Here is a 19,753-nt window from a genome sequence, read left to right as displayed (position 1 = left end):
CTCAGATGCCGCCCCAGGCAGCAGCGAGGATCGACAGCGCCGCCAACGCCGCGGTTTCCGTGCGCAGCACGCGCGCGCCGATGGAGAGGGGCAGGGCGCCATGTTTCAGCGCCTCGACTTCTTCTTCGTCGGAAAAGCCGCCTTCCGGCCCGACCATGATGCTGAGCGCCTGGGCCGGCTGGTGACGCGCCCAATCAGCAAGCGATTCGCTGGCGCGCGGGGTCAGGAGCACGCGCTTATGCAAGTCCTGCTGGCCGATCCAGTCGCGCAATTCGAGCGGCGCCGCCACTTGCGCCAGGCGGTTGCGGCCGCACTGTTCGGACGCCGACACCACAATCCCGTTCCAATGCTCAAGCTTCTTTTCCGCCCGCTCGGCTGACAGCCGCACCACGCAGCGCCGCGCCGCCAGCGGCTGGACCGCAGCCACCCCCAACTCGACCGCCTTTTCGATGATCCAGTCCATCTTCGACCCCTCGGGCAGGGCCTGGGCCAAGGTCACGGCAAAGGGCAGCTCGGCCTCGCGCGGATGGAAGACCTTGACCTCCGCCCAGGCCTTCTTCTTTTGCACTTCCGTCAACACTGCCGTGTACTCGCCGCCATCGCCATTGAACAGGCTCAGCGTGTCGCCCGGCGCCATGCGCACCACGTGGATATGGTGGGCGACCGTGGCGGGCAGCTCCAGCTGCTGGCCGGCGGCAAGGGGCTGTGGCACGTGGAAACGAGGCATGGGCTGACAGGATTAGTTGAAATGCACCAATTTTAAGCGCTGCGGTCCTGCTCTGGTAAAATATCGGGTTACTGAAGCGGTCCATGCCGCACTGCACCAAACACTCAACCTTCCTCGATAAACGATGAAAACTTCGCTCCCCTTCACCAAAATGGCCAATGCGATCCGCGCGCTGGCAATGGACGCTGTGCAGAAGGCCAATTCCGGCCACCCAGGCATGCCCATGGGCATGGCTGAGATCGCCGTAGCATTGTGGAGCGGCCACCACCGCCACAACCCGACCAATCCAGCCTGGGTCAACCGCGACCGCTTCCTGCTGTCCAACGGCCACGGCTCGATGCTGCACTACGCGCTGCTGCACCTGTCGGGTTACGACCTGCCGATGGAAGAGATCAAGAATTTCCGCCAACTGCATTCCAAGACCCCGGGCCACCCGGAAGTCGGCTACACCCCGGGCGTGGAAACCACCACCGGCCCGCTGGGCCAGGGCATCGCCAACGCGGTCGGCATGGCGCTGGCTGAATGGCTGCTGGCTGCCGAATTCAACAAGCCTGGCTTCGACGTGGTCGACCACTACACCTACGCCTTCCTCGGCGACGGCTGCCTGATGGAAGGCATCTCGCATGAGGTGTGCTCGCTGGCCGGCACCCTGGGCCTGAAAAAGCTGATCGCCCTGTACGACGACAACGGCATCTCCATCGACGGCAAGGTCGAAGGCTGGTTCACCGACGACACCCCTAAGCGTTTCGAGTCCTACGGCTGGAACGTGATCAAGAATGTCGACGGCCATGACGTGGCAGCCCTGTCGGCCGCCATCGAGCAAGCCAAGCAATCCGACAAGCCAACCCTGGTGTGCTGCAAGACCATCATCGGCAAGGGCTCGCCGAACCTGCAAGGCGGCGACAAGGTGCACGGCGCACCGCTGGGCGACAAGGAAATCGCCGCAGTGCGCGAGTACATCTCCTGGGGCGCCGAGCCGTTCGACATCCCGCACGATGTCAAGGAAGCATGGGACTTCAAACAGCAGGGCGCGCAGTTCGAAGCCAGCTGGAACGCGCTGTTCGCCAAGTACTCGGCCCAATACCCGGCCGAAGCGGCCGAACTGACCCGCCGCATGAAGGGCGAACTGCCGGGCAACTTCCAGGCCACCCTGGATGCCGCCATTGCCGCCTGCATCGAGAAGAAGGAAACCATTGCCACCCGCAAGGCATCGCAGAACGCGATTCAGGCGCTGGCACCGGTGTTGCCTGAATTCCTGGGCGGTTCGGCCGACCTGACCGGCTCCAACCTGACCAACTGGAAGGAATGCATCGCCGTTCGTTCCGGCGTGCCGGGCAACCATATCAACTACGGCGTGCGCGAATTCGGCATGTCCGCCATCATGAACGGCGTCGCCCTGCACGGCGGCTTCATCCCGTTCGGCGCGACCTTCCTGACCTTCGCCGACTACAGCCGCAATGCGCTGCGCATGGCTGCGCTGATGAAGCAGCGCGCCCTGTTCGTGTTCACCCACGACTCGATCGGCCTGGGCGAAGACGGTCCGACCCACCAGTCGGTGGAACATGTGTCCTCGCTGCGCCTGATCCCTAATCTGGACAACTGGCGTCCGGCCGACACCGTCGAATCGATGGTGGCGTGGGGCGAATCCGTCAAGCGCAAGGATGGTCCATCGACCCTGATCTTCTCGCGCCAGAACCTGCCGTTCCTCGAGCGTTCGCCTGAAGTGCTGGCCAACGTCGGCAAGGGCGGCTACGTGCTGTCCGACGAAGCCGGCGCCAAGGCCATCATCATCGCCACCGGCTCCGAAGTGGAACTGGCCATGAAAGCGGCCGCCGAACTGAAGGCCGCCGGCACCCCGGTGCGCGTGGTGTCCATGCCGTCGACCGACGTGTTCGACCGCCAGGACGCGGCCTACAAGGCGTCCGTGTTGACCAAGGGCATGCCGCGCGTTGCGATCGAAGCGGGCGTCACGTCGTTCTGGTACAAGTATGTCGGCCTGGAGGGCGCCGTGGTCGGTATCGACACCTTCGGCGAATCGGCGCCGGCGGGCGTGCTGTTCAAGCACTTCGGCTTCACTGTCGACAATGTCGTGGCAAAAGTCAAAGCAGTCATCTAATTTCTATCATCAGGAGTAAACAGCATGACGATCAAAGTAGCAATCAACGGTTATGGCCGTATTGGCCGCAATGTCCTGCGCGCTTTCTACGAAGGCGGCAAAAAGCAGGACATCCAGATCGTGGCGATTAACGACCTGGGCAATGCCGAGTCGAACGCCCACCTGACCCGCTACGACACCGCGCACGGCAAGTTCCCTGGCACCGTCACGGTGGAAGGTGACAATATGATCGTGAACGGCGATTCGATCCGCGTGTTCGCGCAGCGCAACCCGGCTGAAATCCCATGGGGCGAGCTGGGCGTGGACGTGGTGCTCGAGTGCACCGGCTTCTTCACCACCAAGGAAAAAGCCTCGGCCCACCTGAAAGGCGGCGCCAAGAAGGTGATCATCTCCGCGCCAGGCGGCAAGGACGTTGACGCGACCGTCGTGTACGGCGTGAACCACGGCGTGCTGAAAGCGTCGGACACCGTGATCTCGAACGCTTCCTGCACCACCAACTGCCTGGCCCCGCTGGTCAAGCCGCTGAACGACGCCATCGGCCTGGAAACCGGCCTGATGACCACCGTGCACGCTTACACCAACGACCAGGTGCTGACCGACGTGATGCACGAAGACCTGCGCCGCGCCCGTTCCGCCACCCAGTCCATGATCCCGACCAAGACCGGCGCTGCTGCCGCGGTTGGCCTGGTGCTGCCGGAGCTGAACGGCAAGCTGGACGGCTATGCCATCCGCGTGCCGACCATCAATGTGTCGATCGTCGACCTGTCCTTCATCGCCAAGCGCGACACCACGGTTGAAGAAATCAACAAGATCATGAAGGAAGCATCGGAAGGCGCACTGAAGGGCGTGCTGACCTACCAGACCGAACCGCTGGTCTCGGTGGACTTCAACCACAACCCGGCGTCGTCGAACTTCGACGCCACCCTGACCAAGGTGTCGGGCAAGCTGGTGAAAGTGTCGTCCTGGTACGACAACGAGTGGGGCTTCAGCAACCGTATGCTGGACACCACCGTGGCCCTGATGAACGCCAAGTAATCGGCAGTCTGTACCGCCAAAAGAAGCGCCTCCGGGCGCTTTTTTTATTGCCCGGGGCAGAGAAGCACTTTACAATTCGATAATTTTATCGATTTTGGAACCCCGCATGCGCCGAATTCTCGCTTCCCTTGGACTGGTCGCCGCCGCCCTGGCTGCGCCAACCGCTTTTGCGGGTCCCGCCGGTTTCTTCGAGCTGTCCAATTTCCGCGTCCAGGTCCAGGACTTGGCGCAGAACGACGGCATCGCGGCCGAGGTGCAATTTGCGAAGGGCTGGGATCGCCTGGAAGCGCATCAAATCGTCACAAGCGGCGAGGGCAAGCAGCAAGAGAGCTGGGACCTGGGCCAAGTTTCCGTGGCGACGCAGCATGGTCTCGCACTGGCCGGCGCCGATGGCGGACTCTATCGGACTTCCGTCGAGCACGCGCGGGGCTGGCTGGGGGCCGCCGCCGGTTTCGGCGGCGATTTTGCGCTGACGCCTTTCACCCGCGTCGTGTTCAGCTTCGACTGGCGCGGCTTGGATGTGCGCCAGGCGGGTAACCAAGGCAATGAGGTCAGCGTGCAGAGCGGCGCCAGCCTGCTGGCGACCGGATTTGGCCAGGACTTCAGCGCCGATGCAGCGCTGGCAGGATTCAACGCCCTCGAGTCGGGCATCCTGACGCTGGTCTTCGATTCCGGCGCGGATGGCTTGTCCGGCAGCCTGATCGCCAACCTGTGGTCTTCCGGCACCGATTCCCTGCCGCCCGAAGATGCGCAAGCGGTGCCCGAACCGGCGGGCCTGGCCTTGCTGCTGGCAGGTCTGGCCGGCATGGCCGTGCTGCGCCGCCGCGCACCACGGCGCGGATAAATCCGGCGGGCCCGCTGGCCCGCAGCGCCTTTCTTCCTATCCGATTTCCGTGGCGCGCCACGGAAGTGTGGCTATTATCCAAAAAATAATTATTATTTGACCCATTGTGTAATTCTGGCAATAAACGCTGGTAAACTGCTGGGTTGATTCCGCCTGTGTCCAGGCCTGGGCGGGGCGATTTGAAACTATCCGGGAGTTTATAGATGGGTTTGTTGACATGGCGCAGCGTGCAGCGCGCACCAATGGTCCAATGGATTGTTGCGGTAGTCATCGGGGTATTGGCGTTCGCCTTGCCGCACATGGACGCCTTGGCCGCCATGCCGACGATCGGCAGCCGTGCGCCCGTCGCGGCGCAAGCGAACCCCCTGCCTGTGATTTCCGCCACATTCCAGGCGTCTCCCGGCGCAGTCATCGACACCGGCAAAATCCTCTTAAAGGTCGACAGCGTCGACGTGACCGGCAAGTCCGCCGTGAGCGCCGGCGATATCCGCTACACGCCGGCCAGCAAGCTGGCGGACGGCAACCATAGCGTGAGCCTGTGGGTCGCCGACAAGGCGGGCAGCATGGCCAATGCCACCTGGGTGTTCACGGTCGATACCAGCGCCCCCGCGATCAGCAATATGCTGCCGGCCGGCCCGGACTTCGCCGCGCCGAACAGCACGATCAGCGCCAGCCTGGGCGACAAGGGCAGCGGCGTCGACACGACGAAAACCGTGCTGCTGCTGGACGGCGTCGACGTCAGCGCCGCCGCGCAGAAATCCGTCTCGGCCGTCAGCTACAAGCCAGCCAGCGCCTTGGCCGCCGGCGCGCACCGCGTGGAGCTGAAAGTACAAGATAAAGCAGGCAATAGCGTGCGCCAGGAGTGGGGCTTCAATGTGGCCGGGCAGGGCGCGCAAATCGTCGAATTGAGCCCTGCCGATGGCGCGCTGCTGGCGGCCGATGCGCTGCCGGCAATCGGCGCCAAATGGCAAGGCGGCGCCGCGCTCGATGCGGGCCGATCGGTATTCGAGGTCGATGGCAAGCCAGTGTTGGCGCAAGCCCGGATCGATACGGGCTCCATCGAGTACAAGCCTGCGCAGGCGCTGCTGGAAGGCGCGCATACGGTGCGCCTGCTCCTGGCCGACCAGCAGGGCGGGGTTGCGGAGAAGGCGTGGGCCTTCACAACCCGCAGTGCGCCGCAGATCGACCAATCCTCCCTGCTCGACGGCGTCACTTTCCAGATCAACGCCGTGCTGCCGGTGCAAGTGCGCTTCAGCGATATCGGCAGCGGCATCGATGCGGCCAGCGTCAAGCTGGCCCTGGACGGCGTCGAACTGGCGCTGACCACGGCCGAACGCCAGGGCGTCATCGAACGCAGCTTGCCGGCGGGCGCTTATGCCATCGGCCAGCATAGCTTCAGGTTCACGGCGGCCGACAAGGCCGGCAATACCACCGTCCTGGAAGGCAAGTTCAACATCGAGTCGCCGGCCACTACCGTATTTTCGCAGCTCAAGCCGGGCAGGCAGGATGGCCTTCCCGCCGGCAGCCAGCCGGTCATTTCCGCCAGTTATAGCGATGCGGCCGGCATCGACCCGGCGAAGGTGCGCGTCATGCTCGACGGCGTGGACGTGAGTGCCAGGGCCAGCATCGGCGCCGGCGGTTTCAGCTACCAGGCCCAGGGCTTGGCGGTCGGCCGCCACCTGGTTTACCTGCGCGTGACGAATAACAGCGGCCGCGACGCCTATACGCTCTGGAGCTTTGAAATTGAAGCTCCGACCAATTACGAACTGCGCTTCGCCGATGCAGATGGCAGCGTGTTCCTGAAGCGGGATGTGGAGATCAAGGTGGTCGCGTCCTCGGATCGCGCTGCGGTCGCCAGCGTGAGCCTGAACGACAAGCCGATGCGCCTGGTTTCCACCGACGGCCGCATCGGCACTTATGCGCTCGCACTGCAGCTGCAGCCGGGCGACAACCTGCTGAAGGCGCAGGCTGTCTACACCGACAACCGCAGCAAGGATGCGACCCTGACCGTCAATTACGGCAAGGCCCCGGTGGTCACCATCACCGCGCCTGCCGACCGCAGCACGCTGGGCCCAGTGGTCGATAGCAGCCCGCGCGACCTGACCGGCATCGTCGAGCGCCCGACCGCCATCACGGGCACGGTCGACCGGGACGTCGACAGCGTCACCATCAACCAGCAGCAGGCAACGCTTAACGGCAAGGAATTCCGCTTCGAGCGCTTCTTCCTGCACGAAGGCACCAACCTGCTCACGGTGGTGGCGACCGACAAGCAGGGGCGGGTGGGTTCGGCCTCCATCACCGTCTCTGTGGACCAGACGGCGCCATTCCTGGCCGTCGAAGCGCCGCTGAACAATGCGATCACCTCGGCCAACAGCATCGACGTGCAAGGCACCGTGAACGATGCGGTGGAAGGGTATTACGCGGCGCCCGATCCGACCGTGACGGTGCGCGGCGGCCAGGGACAGGTCCAGGCGACCGTGGCCGACAAGCAGTTCTTCGCCGCCGGCGTGCCGTTGGCCCTGGGCGAAAACAATATTACCGTCAGCGCGGCCGACCAGGCAGGCAATGTGCGCAGCGTTCAGTTGCGCGTGATGCGCATCGGGGCCGGCTCGGCGCGCCTGACTTCCTATGCCGGTAATGGCCAGAGCGGCCGCGTCGGCAGCGCTCTGCCCAAGCCGCTGACCGTGGCTGCGCTGGACCGCGATGGCAAGCCCCTGGCCGATACGGCGGTCACTTTCGACGTTATGCGCGGCACCGGCAACCTGGCGCGCGATGCCGGCGCCGGCGCCGGCGTGCGCAACCTGGTGGTCAAGACCAATGCCGACGGCCTGGCCAGCGTGTGGCTGGTGCTGGGCAAACAAAGCGGCCCGGCCAGCAATACGGTGCGCGCCAGCGCCGCCGGCATGGCCGAAGGCGTGACTTTTGTCGCCAGTGGCGAAAAGGGGCCAGCCCAGCACGTGCGCGCGGACCTGGGCATCAACCAATTCGTCGCGACCGGCGCGCAGCCGCTTGAGCCGCTGACGGCCGTGGTCACCGACGACCAGGAAAACCGTATCGCCAATGCGGCGGTGCGTTTCAGCGTCGTGGCGGGCCAGGCCACGTTCGAAAATGGCAGCGACAGCATCGTGGTCGCCACCGACAAGAACGGTTACGCGGCGGTGCGCCCGGTACTGGGGGCGGAAGCCGGCGAAACCATAGTCAAGGCCGTCCCGGCGGAAAACGGCGACAGCTTCTTTGAAGCGCTGTTTACCATGCAGGGCCTGGCGGCGCAGGATGGTCCGACCCGCTTCAGCGGCATGGTCATGAACGACAAGGGCCAGCCGTTGCCGGGCGCGCGCATGTCGATTGGACGCACGTCGCTGAGCACCACGGTGGACGAGAAGGGTATGTTTACCTTCGACGATATCCCGGCCGGCAAGATCGACCTGTTTGTGGACGGCCGCACGGTCAAGCTGACGGGCCAGCAGTATCCGGCCCTGCACTTCGAGGCCAGCGCTATCAAGGGCGCGCAGAACCAGCTGCCGCACCCGATCTACCTGCCGGCGCTGGAGATGGCTGAGGCGCGCATTGTCGGCGGCGACCAGGATGTGGTGCTGAAGATGCCCGGCTTTGAAGGCTATGAGATGAAGGTGTTCGCCAACAGCGTGACCTTCCCGGATGGCAGCAAGACCGGTCCGGTGGTGGTTAGCCCGATCAGCTTCGACAAGTTGCCGATGACCCCGCCGGGCGGCTACGCCGGCTTCATGGCGCCGGCCGCTACGATCCAACCATCGGGCACGCGCTTTGACCCGCCGGTGCAGCTGAAGATCCCGAACACCGCCGGCTTGAAGCCGGGCGAGAAGAAGCCGGTTTACCAGTGGGACCACGATCTGGCCACCTTTGTCCAGATGGGCCAGGCCACCGTGACCGAGGACGGCGCCTTCCTGATCACCGATCCGGGCACCGGCATCAGCAAGGCCGGCTGGCACCCGATCCCGAACCCGCCGCCGCCGGACGATTGCCCGAGCAGCGGGGGCGCGCCGAGCTGCAAGGAGTGCCAGAAAGAGTCTAGCAGCGGCGGCAAGTGCCCGAAAAAGAGCTGCAAGCCGGACGATGGCAAGTCTTGCGACGACCATAAGTACTGCACCAAGGATGACAAGTGCACGGGCGGAAGTTGCCAGGGCACGAAGATCGAGGACGAGAAGAACGGCCCGGCCATGGGCTATGAAGTGAACCTGGCGACGTTCGAACCGGTCATCAATATCCTGACCAAGCTGGGCGCGGCGCCGCGTTTCGATGCGCTCAAGGTGTCTTACACCGCGCAGGAGATCAAGACCTGCTGCGAGGCGCAGCAAGGCAAGATGACCAAGGGCGGCTCGGGCAAGCTGGAAGGCAAGTTGTCGATGGCCCTGGCGCCGTGGCAGGTGTGGGGGCCGAAGCTGCCCATGCCGACCAATGGTCCTGGCGGCGGCTTTGGCGTCTTTATTTCCGGCGAATTCGGCGGCGCTCTCAATGGCTCGGGAACCTATGCGTTTTGCGAGAGCCATGAATCGTGCTGGGGCGGCGGGGGCAATATTTTCCTGGAGGTGACCGCGGAGGGCGGGCTGATCCTCAAGGATGGTAAGACCACCGTGATGAAGGCAACAGTCGGCCTGAAAGGCGGTTTCAGTTCGGGCATCGATATCAGCTGCACGTCCGGCGCCGTGGAAGGAGCGTTCTTCAATGGCCTGGTGGGCCAGGTGGTGCTCGAATTCATGGACGGCCAGTGGCACCAGGAAATGAGCTGGCAGCTGGCCGACCCTTACCCGATTCCCGGCATGTCGTTCACATTGCCGAAGCTGGGCGGGGAATGATGCGGCGTGCCGGCAAATTTAAGTTTGAGCTATTTGGAGAATCCATTCATGAATAAATCGGTCACCGTGTTTGGCTTGCTGCTGCTGGCCGCTGCGGCATTGCCCGCCCAGGCGCAGAGCCAGACGAAAACCAGCGTCAAGAAGGTTGTGGTCGAGACCTATACCACGGTCGGCGTCAGCACCTTCGTGCCGCCGCAGCCGGTGACCGCGCTGACGCGCGGCGCCGCCGGCTATTCGACGCCGGAAAAGGCGGCGGTGGCCTTGCTGTCGGCCATGGCGGCCGGCGACTACGATTGGTGGATCAGCATGTGGTCGCCGGAGGCGCGCGCCTTGATGGAAAAGCGCTACCGCGATAGCGGCCGCCAGCCGGCCGACATCGTGGCCAACTGGCGCGGATTGCTGAGCGAGCGGCCCGCCGTCCTGCTGGGCAAGGCCGAATATGCGCGCCAGCGCGTGACCTATGCGCTGGTGCGCTACCGGGTCCATGGCGGCAACCTGACGACGCAGGACACGACGGGCAAGGTCACCCAGCTGGACACGAAGGACTTCGAAAACACGCTGTCCTTCAAGCTGATCGACGGCCGCTGGCAGGCGGTGCAGGACTTGGCCAGCGACCCGGTGTTCCACTACAGCGGCGAGCTGTGGGACGACAGCAAAAACGAAATTCGCATCAGCCGTCCGGCTGAATAAAAGCGGCTCGCCGCCAGGCGGCAGCGCAGGGATAAGCGCATCTTCAGGGGAAACAGTTGAATACTCGGACTACGACACTAACGCTCTTCAGCGGCAAGGCATGGGCCTTGCTGGCGGGATGGCTGATGCTCCTATGCCTGTCCTGCGCCATGCCGGCGCGCGCGGCCGATCCGGCTCCGGGCACGGTTTGCGTGGCCAGTGCCCTGAACCGCAATACCACGGTGCAGGAGGGCGGCTACTACATGATCCCCGGCGTGCCTTCGCAGCTGGGCAATTACCGTATCCGCGCCGTCTGCAACGACGGCACCCTGGGCCAGACCGGCATCATCAAGCCGGCCGGCGGCACGTCCTTCGTGGCTGGCCCGATCCAGTGGGGTTCAAGCACGCCGATTCCCCGCTCCCTGCAGATCGACGGCCCGGGCAATATCAGTTACGGCCAGACGGTGCAGTTAAAAGTGACGGCCAAGGGCACCGACGGCTCCAGCTTCGACGCCACCGGCGGCGCCAGCGGCAGCAACTACACCGTCAGCGACCCCGGCATCGCCAGCGTCAGCAGCGACGGCCTGCTGACCATTCGTCCGGCGCCCAGCGGCGCGCAGTACGGGCGCCAGCTTGTCGTCAGCGTCACCAATGAAGGCACGGCCGGCTCGCGCCTGATCCAGATCGGGCCGCGCATGACCCTGGCGGGCCGGGTGACCCTGGCCAACGGCCTGACCCCGGTGGCCGGGGCGCAGGTGACGGTGCAGCTGAATGCGCCGTTGACGGTCTATCCGGCGCTGTCGACCGATGCCGCCGGCAATTTCAGCCTGCCCAATGCGCCGGCTGGCGACTACACCTTGAGCGCCCTGGTCCCGGCCAGCGGCGCGCGCGGCAGCATGCAGGCGAGCTTGCCGGCCGGCGGCCCGGCGCCCGCCCTGGTCTTGAAACTGAGCGGGCAGGGTTCCCTGCTGCTGGCGGTGCAGGATGCCGGCGGCGCGCCCGTCGCGGGCGCCCAGTTGCTGGTGGCGCACGAACAGTACGCCGGCCTGGTGCGTTCGGTGCAGACCGCCGCCAACGGCGAAGCCCTGCTGCCCGCCTTCACGGCCGGCGCCATCAATGTCTCCCTGCGCGATCCGGCCAGCGGCGCGGTGGCCACCGCGCGCGGCGAGCTGGCCGACGGCGCCCAACTGCGCCTGACCTTGCAGCTGCAGCCGGCCGCCGCCATCGCTGGCCGCGTGCTCGATGGCAGCCTGCCGCAGGCGGGCCTGCAGGTGCGCCTGCTGTCGGATCAGCGCGGCCTGGTGAGCCAGGCGGTCAGCGGCGCCGACGGCAGCTTCCGTTTCGATTCGCTGTTGCTGGCCGACGGCCCCTACATGCTGCAGGCCGTCAAAGACGGCCGCGTGCAGGGCAGCGTCGGCAATCTGGTGCTGGCGCGCGCCGGCCAGGAATTGCAGCAGGACATCGTGTTGGGCAATATTGCCGCCGCCGGCAGCGTGACCGGCAAGGTCAGCGATGCCCAGGGCCAGGTGCTGGCCAATGTCGAGGTCGCACTGCGCGCCGCTGATGGCCGCCAGTTCAGCGCACGCAGCGACAGCCAGGGCCGCTACCGCATCGATGGCGTGCCGCTGGGCGAATTCACGGTCAGCGCCATGCAGGGCGGGGCCGGGGCGGTGGCCAACGGCGTGCTGCGCCAAAGCGGCGACGTGGCGACGGCTGACTTGCAGCTCTTGTCCGCCGGCCAGGTGGCGGGCCGCCTGCTGCGGCCGGACGGCCAGCCAGCCGCCGGCGCCACGGTGGTGCTGCGCCATGCCCAGGCTGGCCTACGCCAGGCCCAGGCCGACCAGGATGGCAATTTCAACTTTGGCACCGTGCCGCTGGGCATGTATGTGCTGACGGCCGAGCTCGCCAGCGGCGAACGGGTGCTGATGCCTGCGGCCCTGACCCAGGTGGGCGAGGTGCGCAAGCACACGCTGCGCCTGCTCGGCCTGGCCACCGTGCGTGTCCAGCTGAGCCAGAACGGCCAGCCGGCGGCCAACACCCGGGTGCGCCTGGCGCTGCAAGGGCCGCTGCCGTACGGCGCCGAAGCAGTGACCGACGCCAGTGGCGTGGCGCGCTTCGACAAGGTGCCGAAGTCGGCATTCAGCCTGAGCGCCCAGCCCAAGGGCAACTATGGCATGGTGGCGCGCTATGAAGGCGTACTGCGCCAGGACAATGAAAGCGTCGCCCTGGTGCTGGCCAACAGCCGTGCCGCCTATAGCGTCAGCGGTACCGTGCTGGACGCCGCGGCCAAGCCGGTGGCGAACCAGTGGGTACGCCTGAGCTCGCGCGACATGCCACTCGGCGGCACCGTGGCCATCCCGAATCCGGCATGGGATGAAATGCTGGTGCCGACCGATGCGGCGGGCCGCTTCGTGTTCAGCAATGTCAGCCTGAACGACGACGGCCGCGGCCGTCTCAAGCTCGACGCCCTGGTCGACGGCCGCCTGCGCGGCCGCGTGCTGATCGACACGCCGGCATCCGGCGCCGCGGTTCAGCAAGACCTGGTGTTGTTCGACGCCGGCGGCATTGCCGCGTCGGTGCGCAACCCGGACGGCAAAGCGGTGGCCGGCATGACGCTGAAGCTGGCCGGCTTTGACGACCGCCTGTTCTCGGCCGGCGATTTCACCGCCGCCAGCGAAGAAGACGGCAGCTACCTGTTCATGGCGCCGGTGGCGCAGTGGCAGGTGCGCGCCCAGACGCCGGACGGCGCCCAGGGCAGCGAACAGGCCTTGACCAGCGTGCCCGATGTGGCGTTGCCGCTGGCATTCACCGTGCGCCCGGCGCCGGCCTATCTGCGCGTGCACGTGGCGCAAAGGCTGGCCTGGACGCGCGCCGACCTGCTGGTTGACGGCCAGTCCCTGGCCGCGCTCAATGGCAGTGGTGCGCTGCCGCCGCTGGCCTTGGCGGCCGGTGCGCACAAGGTGGACGTGGCGACCGATTACGGCGACGTGCAAAGCCAGCAGGTCAGCGTGGCCGAGGGCGACAATGGGCGCGAGGTGGCGCTGCAATTCAGCTTCAACCCGGCCCTGCTGACGGTGCGCGTCGATACCAGCGCCGGCTCGAGCCAGACCCGGGTGCAGGTGGATGGCCGCGATGTCGGCTCGACCTATGCCAGCGGCGCGGTCGGCAACCTGCCTTTGAGCACCGGCCAGCATGAGCTCAAGCTGGTGACCGACTATGACGACACCCGCAGCGTGCAGCTGCAGGTGGCCGAGGCCGATGCCGGCAAGGAGTTGCTGCAGGCGTTCACCTTCCGTCCGCCGCAGCTGACGGTGCTGGTCGACGCGCCGCGCTGGGGGACCACGGTGACGGTGGGCGGCAAGAGCTTGCCTTACCCGTTCGGCGTGCACCAGGCGCAGGTGTATTACGGCATGCAGCCGGGCGACAACCTGGTGGTGGCCACGACGGTCGATGGCAAGACGCGCAGCCGCGTGGTGACGGTCGGCCCGGATGGCGGCGGCCAGGCGTTCAACGCCAACTTCATCTTCGATCTGGCGTTCTTGAAAATTAATGTGAACAATCCGCGCCCTGGCGCCTCGGCCCAGGTGTGGCTGGATGACGCGTATCTTGGTTATATCAGCGGCAGCGGCGCGCTGACACCATACCCGGTCGGCAAAGGCGTGCACAAGATCAGGGCGCGCAGCGGCGACAATGAGACGGTCGAGACTTCCGTCACGATCGACGATGCGCAGCTGGAAACCACGGTGGAGGCGAGCATCGGCTTCACCCCGGCGTCGCTGGCGATCGGCATCGTCAATACCGCGCCGGCGGAACGCACGCGCGTGTATGTCAATAACCGCGATGCCGGCAGCGTGTCCGGCAGTGGCGCGCTGACCAGCTACCAGCTGTATATCGGTGATAACCAGGTCGTTGCCATGACCGACAGCGGCGACACCCAGCGCAGCGTAGTGAATGTGACGGAACTGCCGGCCGGCCTGGTGCTGCACACGGACTTCGTGTTCGACCGCATCAAGGCGCGCACCGCGACGCTGAGCTTCGACGGCGAGCGCCACCTGTATTCGGTGGCGGCGCAGCCGGGCGACAAGCTGTCGGTGCGCGTGCACGGCGCGCTCAAGGACAACGCCGGGGCGGCCTATACGGTGCGGGCCCAGGTCTACGGCGCCGACCGCCAGCTGAAGGCGGACGGCTATGGCGCCGGCGGGAGCGGTTATTACAGCCAGACCAACACGGTCGGCGACCTGATGGCGATTCCGCTCGATGCCGCCGGCAACGCCACGATCGCGGTGCAAGGCGGCTCGAACAGCGAGCGCGGCGGCTACTTCATGAGCGTGCTGCTCAATGGCCAGCCGGTGGCGGTCCGCGATTACCTGGACGGCGGCAAGGTGGCCGGCACCGTGCTGCGCGACGACGGCGTGACGCCGATGGCCGGCGCCGTACTGGCGCTGCGCAACGACAGCGGCATGGGCCAGTCGCTGCGCACCGTCAGCGACGCGGACGGCACGTTCAGCTTCGCCAATGTGCTGGCGGGCGAGCCTTTGCTGGCGGGGCTGTCCGGCGAGACGGCGGTGGTGACGCTGCCGCTGCAGCTGGCGGCCGGCCAGGAGCTGCGCCAGGACGTGCGCATGCCGAAAGCAACCCGGCTGCAACTGCGCGTGAGCATGCCGCAAGGCGTGCCAAGCCCGTTCAGCATGCCGGTGGAAATCATCGACCTGCTGGGCAGCCGCAGTGAAACCGTGCAGTTTGGCGGCGGCCCGAGCAGCGGCGTGCTGGAGCTGCTGGTATTGGGCGATAGCGTGACCTTGCGCGCCAGCCATCCGCAACTGCCTGGCTACAGCGCGACGCGGACGGTGGCCGGCGCCGACGGCCAGCAGGTGCCGCTCGAACTGCAGCTGCGCGGCGCCATGGCGCGCGGCTATGTGCGCCTGTCCACCGGCGCGCCCGCTCCGTACATCGAGATCAACGCGCTCGGTGCGCAGGACGGCACGACCTATGCGAACGCGGTCACGGACGAGCTAGGCGCTTACGCGCTGGCGCTGCCGCTCGGCCGCGACGTCCTGGTGCGCGCTTACGACCCGACGTTTGGCAGCTATGTCGTGTTGCCGGTCGCTGCGCCGTCGGGCCAGGACCTGGCGCTGCCGGATCTCCTGCTGGGGGCCCGCGCGTCGATCACGGGCCTGGTGCGCTACAGCTCAGGCAGCCCGTTGCCGGGCGCCCAAGTGCAGGCAACGGCGGTGGTCAACGACCGGCCGTTCGGCACCAGCGCCATGACCGATGCCGATGGCCGCTTCCAGCTGGACAACGTGCCGGCCGGCGTGCCGGTGGATGTCGCCGTGACGGCTGGCCCGCTCAACCTGGTGCAGCGCCAAAGCGCGACGGCAGCGCCGGGCCAGGTGCTGGTGTTGCCGGACTTCGTCTATGAGCAGGGCGCGACGCTGAACGTCCGTCTACTGGACGGCAATTTGAAACCCAACCCCCTGCTGCTGCAGCCGGAGATCGGCGAGTGCGGCCGCAACAAGCTGCGCGTCAACACCAGCAAGGGCAACACGGAACTGACGGCGGAGAGCACGATGCAGTTGCAAGGCATGCCGGAAGGCACGGTGACGGTGCAGCTGTTCGATGCCTGCGCGCGGGAGGACAGCCTGCCGCTGGGCGGCACCACGCTGGACATCGGCAAGCAGGCCGAATACACGGCCAACGTGGTGGTGTCGATCATGCAGGGCACGGTGAAGTATGCCGACGGCCGCCTGTTGCGTTACCCAAGCGTCGCGCTGCTGCAGCCGCGCGTCGACGGCCGCGAAAAACGCCTGGGGAGCGTCACCGAGAATTGGCAGAGCGAGCAGAATTCGCGCATCGGCCACTTCGACCTGGTCGGCATCGACCTGGGCGATTACACGGTGACGGCGACCGATAATCAGGGCAACGACGTGAGCGTGGCCGGCAATCTGGCCAAGCCGGCCAACCTGAAGCTGGACCTGGTGCTGCCGGCCAAGCCGTACGACCACCTCAGTTCCGATGTGGTGGGCCTGCTGACGCGGGACGGCAGGCCGCAGCCCGGCCTGGAAGTGGTGCTGGAAGGGACCGGCGGCTGGCGCCGCTCGACCAGCACCAACGAGGAGGGCGTGTATCAGTTCGCCGAAGTGCCGCCCGGCGACTTCAAGGTCACGGCGCAGCGCTATTCCTACCGCGCCGAGGGCAGCGGTACGGCGGGCCAGGACCCGCTGGTAACGCTCGACCTGGCGTTGCAGCCGGGTCCGTACGATGGTTCGGCCTCGAACGTGAGGGGCGTGGTCAGCGTCGACGGCGTCGGCCGCGCCGGGCTGGAAGTGACGCTGGTGCTGGCCAATGGCCGCGGCGGCCCGATGATGCTGGCGCCGCTGCAGCCCAACAAGGCGACGGCCAGCGTGGCCGCCGTTCCGGGCGGCGGCAATCCGGGCGAGTTCACCACCATCACGGCGGCCGATGGCTCGTATCTGTTCGAGGATGTCCCGGCCGGCGACTTCACCGTGCAGGCCGTGTCGTCCTGGGACAGCGTGCAAGCGGTCGGCCATGCCGGCTCGGCGCCGCTGGTCACCATCAACCTGGCCATCGCCAGCGAACCGTTCGACGGCTCGGCGTCGCGCCTGCGCGGCCAGGTGAGCAGCCTGGGCGAGGGCGTCCCGGCCGCGGTGATGCTCGATAGCGGCGGCGAGCGCCTGCTGGCGCAGGCCGACAGCGGCGGCATGTACGAGTTTGCGCGCGTCAAAGCCGGCCCATTCCAGCTGACAGCAGTCTGGAACGGCGTCGCGGCCAACGCGTCCGGCACCGCCGGCACGGCGCCGGTGCTGACGCAGGACCTGATCCTGCCGCTGCGCACCGAAGGCGCGCTGGTGAGCGGCAGCCTGCGCCACAGCACCGGGCAGAAGATGGCGCAGCCGAATATCGACCTGTACCAGAATGACCGCTTCTACCATGGCGGGATGGACGAGGCGGGCAACTATGTCATCAACGGCGTGCAAGCGGGCCCGTTTGTGCTGCGGGTCGAGGAAGGCAGCACCGGCCTGGCCGTCATGCTCAACGGCACGGGTGCCAGCAGCGGCACCATCAAGCTGGACGTGACGATGCCGCCGTCGGGCACGGTGAGCGGCACGGTGACCGACCATCGCGGCCGCCTCCTGAGCGGGGCCTGGGTGTATGTGCGCAGCAGTGGCCAGCCAGATCTGAACCGCTATGCCGCGACCGGCGACGATGGCCGCTTTGTGATGGAGCAGGTGGCGCTGGGCCAATTGCAGATCGCGGCACTCGATACGCAGACCGGGCTGATGGCCACGGCGGCGCAGACCCTGGTGCGCGACCAGCAGCAAGTGCTGCAGGACCTGGCCATGCCGACCGAGGTGGCCAGCATGGAAGGGCGCGTGGTCGGCGAGGACGGCAGCACGCCGGTGCCGAACGCCGAGGTGCGCTTTGCCTCGCGCCGCAGCTTCGACCTGGCCGATATGCAGTGGCTGCTGACCCATACCGACAGCGACGGCAAATTCGCGCTGCCGGTGCTGCCGACCGGCGCCTTCAGCGTGGCGGCCACCGATCCGGTGCAGCCGCAGCTGGTCGGCATGGTCAACGGTTCGGCCACGGCCGGCGTGCCGCTGCAGACGGAAGTCAAGCTTGGCACGGCGCTGCCGTCTGAGGCGCGGCTGGAGCTGGCCGATGCGGGCTTCGCGCACTTCGACTGCAGCGGCGCCTTGCTGAGCGCACGCCTGCCGCACGACGAGCGCGAATGGTGGTTCGACAATCTGCTGCAGCTGAACGTCGATGGCGTGCGCCTGCCGTGCATGCCCGCGGCCACGGCATCGGACGACAAGCGCGAAGCGACTTACGGCCCGGTGGCCATGAAGTCGGTGCAGGTGCAGCGCCGCGTCTTCGTGCCGGAGAACAGCCGCCTGGTGCGCATTGTCGATACCTTCAGCAATAGCGGCGCGAGCGCGGCCACCGTCAAGGTGCGGGTGGTGGCGCCGATGGCGGGCGACAGCGTCCGCATGCTGCTGCCGCCGGCGCAGACCGGCTACCGCTACCTGGTGATGGCCAATCCGCCGGCGGCCCTGGTGGCCGGCAGCGCGGGCGCCAACCAGGCCAGCTACTTCACCTACCAGCCGGAGCGCTACGGTTTCGGCAGCGGGGTGTATGCGCGCAGCCTGACGGTGCCGGCCGGCGGCAGTGTCAGCCTGATGTACTATGTCGCGCTGGCCGGCGACGCGGCGGCGGCTGCCGCGGCGGCGGAGTCGCTGTCGGGCTTCCAGGAGCCTGCCATGTTCGACAAGCTGACCCCGGAGCAAAAGGCGGCAATTATCAACTTCAAATTGCCCTGAAGGGCGGATCGGTAGATGGCATGAAATTGAGTTCGAAAGCATGGATCGGCGCCGCCTTGCTGTACGGCGCGGCGGTTTCGGCGGCGCCCGCACAGCCCCCAGCGGGGCGCGCCTTGCCGGCGCTGGCCCTGGCCGCAGAAGATGGCACGCCGGCGGCCGCCGCTGCCCTGCATCCGGGCAGCCCCTGGGTGCTGCTGGTGGTCGATGCCGGGCGGCCGCGCACCCAGGCCGCGCTGGCGCGCCTGGAAACGCCGCAAGGCTGGGGCGACGGCGTGCACGTCCTGGTGCTGGGCGACGACGCGGCCTTCCAGGCCTTGCAGCAGCGCTACCGCCAGCTGACAGGCGTGCGCTGGGTGCGCGATGCGGACGGCAGCGCGCTGCGCACGCTGCGCCTGCCCGGCCTGCCAGCCATGCTGGGCATCGACGCGCAAGGGCGCATCGCCTGGCAAAATACCGGTTTCGCAGCTGACGCGAACCGGCTGCAGGCGCAGCTGTCGTCCTGGCTGACAGGAGGCCAGCCGTGAAGGCGGGCCTGAGCCGCTGGCTGGGGGCCTTGCTGCTGGCAGGGCTGTGCCAGGCGGGCGCGCGCGCCGAAGCCATCCCCAACCTGCGCGGCGCGCAGGACGCCCCCGTCACGATCCTGGTGTTTTCCGCCTTCGCCTGCCAGTATTGCGCCGAGACGCGCGCCGCGCTGGAGCAGGTGCTGGCGCAGTACCCGGGCAAGGTCAACCTGGTGTACAAGCATTTCCCGCTGGGCGCCGACGCCGGCGCCTACCTGCCGCACGAGGCGGCGCTGGCCGCCGGCGAGCAAGGCAAGTTCTGGGAAATGCACGACGCCCTGTTCGCCCACCAGGGGCAATTGGCCGACCGCACCGGCATCGAAGCCCTGGCGCGGTCACTGCACCTCGATCCGCTGCGCTTCGATGCCGCGCTCGATAGCCGGCGCGGGGCGGCCCGCATCCAGGCCGACGTGGCCGAAGCCAATGCGCTGAAAGTGCAAGCCACACCCACCTTCTATATCGGCGGCTACAAATTCGAAGGCGCCCAGCCGGCGTCGGTGTTCAAGACGGTGATCGACTACATGCTGACGGCCGGTCCGGCCGGGCGCGCGCAGTCGCTGCAGGACAAGCTGCGCCAGACGGAGCAGCAGCTCACGCCGGCCATCGAGAAAATGCGAGGAACGAAATAACG

The 19,753-nt window shown here is 66.8% G+C and carries 9 protein-coding genes; 8 read left to right on the top strand and 1 reads right to left on the bottom strand.

Annotation, left to right across the window (positions count from 1 at the left end; all coding sequences use genetic code 11):
- Position 1: 1 nt before the first annotated feature.
- A complete protein-coding gene (locus H597_RS0102350) occupies positions 2-727 on the bottom strand; it encodes a 16S rRNA (uracil(1498)-N(3))-methyltransferase (RefSeq protein ID WP_028100705.1) in 726 nt (241 codons plus the stop codon).
- A gap of 124 nt (positions 728-851) precedes the next feature.
- Here H597_RS0102350 and tkt point away from each other — a divergent pair, with 124 nt between their 5' ends.
- From tkt to H597_RS29450, 8 genes are all read left to right on the top strand, one after another.
- Positions 852-2,843, top strand: coding sequence for a transketolase (gene tkt / locus H597_RS0102345; protein WP_028100704.1), 1,992 nt, complete (start codon positions 852-854; stop codon positions 2,841-2,843).
- A 24-nt stretch (positions 2,844-2,867) separates the two neighbouring features.
- A complete protein-coding gene (gene gap, locus H597_RS0102340) occupies positions 2,868-3,878 on the top strand; it encodes a type I glyceraldehyde-3-phosphate dehydrogenase (protein ID WP_028100703.1) in 1,011 nt (336 codons plus the stop codon).
- 106 nt (positions 3,879-3,984) lie between these two features.
- Positions 3,985-4,722 carry a PEP-CTERM sorting domain-containing protein gene (locus H597_RS0102335; RefSeq protein WP_028100702.1) on the top strand — a complete coding sequence of 246 codons (738 nt, stop codon included), beginning with the start codon at positions 3,985-3,987 and terminating at the stop codon, positions 4,720-4,722.
- Between the two features lie 203 nt (positions 4,723-4,925).
- Positions 4,926-9,554, top strand: coding sequence for an Ig-like domain-containing protein (locus H597_RS29460; RefSeq protein WP_051293467.1), 4,629 nt, complete (start codon positions 4,926-4,928; stop codon positions 9,552-9,554).
- A 48-nt stretch (positions 9,555-9,602) separates the two neighbouring features.
- Positions 9,603-10,244 (top strand): hypothetical protein, encoded by a 642-nt coding sequence (locus H597_RS0102325; RefSeq protein ID WP_028100701.1) that lies wholly within the window; start codon positions 9,603-9,605, stop codon positions 10,242-10,244.
- A gap of 56 nt (positions 10,245-10,300) precedes the next feature.
- Complete coding sequence (locus tag H597_RS0102320) at positions 10,301-18,562, top strand: carboxypeptidase-like regulatory domain-containing protein (RefSeq protein ID WP_154667916.1); 8,262 nt, start codon at positions 10,301-10,303, stop codon at positions 18,560-18,562.
- A gap of 20 nt (positions 18,563-18,582) precedes the next feature.
- The gene (locus H597_RS33035; RefSeq protein ID WP_051293466.1) at positions 18,583-19,086 is read left to right on the top strand and encodes a peroxiredoxin family protein; all 504 of its coding nucleotides are present in this window, start codon (positions 18,583-18,585) and stop codon (positions 19,084-19,086) included.
- Positions 19,083-19,751 (top strand): DsbA family protein, encoded by a 669-nt coding sequence (locus tag H597_RS29450; RefSeq protein WP_051293465.1) that lies wholly within the window; start codon positions 19,083-19,085, stop codon positions 19,749-19,751. The genes H597_RS33035 and H597_RS29450 overlap by 4 nt, the downstream gene beginning before the upstream one ends.
- The last annotated feature ends 2 nt before the right edge of the window (positions 19,752-19,753 follow it).

The sequence above is a fragment of the Pseudoduganella violaceinigra DSM 15887 genome (assembly GCF_000425385.1).
Lineage (GTDB): Bacteria > Pseudomonadota > Gammaproteobacteria > Burkholderiales > Burkholderiaceae_D > Rugamonas > Rugamonas violaceinigra.
Note: the sequence above shows the minus strand (reverse complement) of the source record. Positions and strands in the feature narration are given on the sequence as shown.